The organism is Caulobacter sp. B11, from assembly GCF_002737765.1.
Taxonomy (GTDB): Bacteria; Pseudomonadota; Alphaproteobacteria; order Caulobacterales; family Caulobacteraceae; genus Caulobacter.
In genome coordinates this window covers 1-2,492 of record NZ_PEGG01000376.1, presented here as the reverse complement: position 1 = coordinate 2,492, position 2,492 = coordinate 1, and the positions used below count along the sequence as shown (strand labels likewise).

The window sequence follows — 2,492 nt, the reverse complement described above, 5'->3', positions numbered from 1 at the left end:
TGCGACGAGGCGGTTTGGCGGCGGCTTTGGCATGATATCGACCAACATTGGCATTCGTGCCGATTGTGGTCCCGCCGCCCGCGCCGCACAAGCCTGGGGTTCCCAGTCCGGAGGCCATCGCCATGACCAACGCCGTCACCGCCGTCCCCGCCGCGCCGAGCGAGGCCGCTCTGCGTCATTTCGAGGCCGCCTTCGCCTTTGAGACCGACTGCTGGGACGTTCACGACGCCCTGGCCTCGGACGCGCCGGGCTTCGTGCTGATCGACGCCCGCTCGCCGGCCCTGTTCGCCCACGGCCATGTGGCGGGGGCGGTCAACATCCCGCACGGCAAGATCATCGCCTCGCGCCTTGATGCGGCCTATCCGCCCAAGACCCTGTTCGTCACCTATTGCGCCGGGCCGCACTGCAATGGCGCGGCGCGGGCGGCGATCCGGATGGCCAGGCTGGGGCGACCGGTCAAGCTCATGGTCGGCGGGGTCACGGGTTGGGTCGACGAGGGCTTTCCGCTCGCCGTGGGCCCGATCTAGCCGACGTCCCCGGTCTCCGGGGCTCTGTCGCGAGCGCCGCCCTGTTCGAAGACCTTGCGAGTCTGGGGTCGGACGGTGCATGAGACGGGGGTGCGGCGAGGGCTGGGATTGGCCATCTCCTTGTCGGCAAGGCCCCATTCCGCCCCTGGCGGCGCCCCTCCCGGCGGGAGGGAGGAAGTACGAGATGACTGACGCAAGCTCTTCCAAACAGATCCAGGGCCGCACCGGTCCGTGGGAAATCGTTCTCGGCCTCGAGATCCACGCCCAGGTGGCCAGCAAGTCCAAGCTGTTTTCCGGCGCGGCGGTCGGCTTTGGGGCCGGCCCCAACGAGCAGGTCAGCCTGGTCGACGCGGCCATGCCCGGCATGCTGCCGGTGTTGAACGGCTTCTGCGTTGAGCAGGCGGTCAAGACGGGCCTGGGCCTGAAGGCGCAGATCAATCTGAAGAGCCGTTTCGACCGCAAGAACTACTTCTATCCCGACCTGCCGCAGGGCTATCAGATCAGCCAGTTCGACCAGCCGATCGTCGGCGAGGGCGTCGTCAGCGTCGAGCGCGACGACGGCACGACCTTCGAAGTCCGCATCGAGCGCCTGCACCTGGAACAGGACGCCGGCAAGTCGCTGCACGACCAGGATCCCAACGCCACCTATGTCGACCTCAATCGCGCCGGCACGGCCCTGATGGAGATCGTGTCCAAGCCGGACATGCGCACCTCGGGAAGAGGCGGCGGCCTATGTGAAGAAGATCCGCACGATCCTAGTCTATCTGGGCACCTGCGACGGCGACATGGACAAGGGCAACCTGCGGGCCGACGTCAATGTTTCGGTCTGCCGCCCCGGCGCCTACGAAAAGTTCCGCGAGACCGGCAGCTTCAGCCATCTGGGCACGCGCTGCGAGATCAAGAACGTCAACTCGTATCGCTACATTCAGCAGGCCATCGAATATGAGGCCCGTCGCCAGATCGAAATTCTCGAAGACGGCGGCAAGATCGACCAGGAGACCCGCCTGTTCGACCCGACCAGGCTCGAGACCCGTTCGATGCGGTCCAAGGAGGAGGCGCATGACTATCGCTACTTCCCCGACCCGGACCTGCTGCCGCTGATCCTCGATCCGGCCTGGGTCAAGCGCATCGAAGAGAGCCTGCCGGAACTGCCGGACGCCAAGAAGGCGCGTCTGCAGAGCCAGTACGGCCTGTCGGCCTATGACGCCGGCGTGCTGATCATCGAGAGCGACCGGGCCGACTATTTCGAGGCGGCGGCGAAGGGCCGTGACGCCAAGCTCGTCTCCAACTGGGTAACCAACGAACTGTTGGCGCGGCTGTCGGCTCATGGTCACGAGATCAGCGCCTCGCCGCTGCCGGCCTCAGACATCGCCCAACTGGTCGAGCTGATCGAGACCGGCGTCATCAGCTCTAAGATCGCCAAGGAAGTCTTCGAGCACATGTGGGCCGGCGAAGGCCGTCCGGCGCAGATCGTCGAGGCGCGCGGCCTGGTCCAGATCAACGACACCGGGGCGATCGAGGCGGCCATCGACAAGCTGATCGCCGCCAATCCCGACAAGGCCTCGGCCGTGAAGGAAAAGCCGCAGGCCATCGGCTGGTTCGTCGGTCAGGTGATGAAGGAAACCGGCGGCAAGGCCAATCCGGCCACCGTCAACGACCTGCTGAAGGCCAAGCTCGGCTTGTAGTCCGCGCCTGGCTGTCGGACGCAAACATGAAGGGCCCGCCGCGCCAGCGACGGGCCCTTTGTCGATCCGGGGACCGGCCTAGTTGTTGATGATGTCGAAGATCAGGCCGGTGGCGATGGCCGCCAGCACGTAGTCGTTGCCGGTTCGGTACCAGTAGTAGCCGCGCGGCGGGGACCGCAGCCGGTAGCGGTCATAGTCGTGAACCACATAGCCGCCGCCGCGATAGTAGGATGGCAGATAGCCGCCGCGACGCCACGATGTGTAGCCTGGGCGATAGATC

The 2,492-nt window shown here is 66.0% G+C and carries 2 protein-coding genes and 1 pseudogene; 2 read left to right on the top strand and 1 reads right to left on the bottom strand.

Annotated features, from left to right (window positions below; all coding sequences use genetic code 11):
• Positions 1-122 precede the first annotated feature (122 nt).
• On the top strand, positions 123-527 hold the full coding sequence (locus tag CSW58_RS13060) for a rhodanese-like domain-containing protein (protein WP_099447570.1): 405 nt from the start codon (positions 123-125) through the stop codon (positions 525-527).
• A 184-nt stretch (positions 528-711) separates the two neighbouring features.
• Positions 712-2,212, top strand: a pseudogene (gene gatB, locus CSW58_RS13055) (Asp-tRNA(Asn)/Glu-tRNA(Gln) amidotransferase subunit GatB).
• Between the two features lie 78 nt (positions 2,213-2,290).
• On the opposite strand, the gene CSW58_RS13050 reads toward gatB, so the two are convergent.
• Positions 2,291-2,492 (bottom strand): RcnB family protein (locus CSW58_RS13050; protein ID WP_201721677.1); only part of this gene is annotated, 202 nt, incomplete at its 5' end.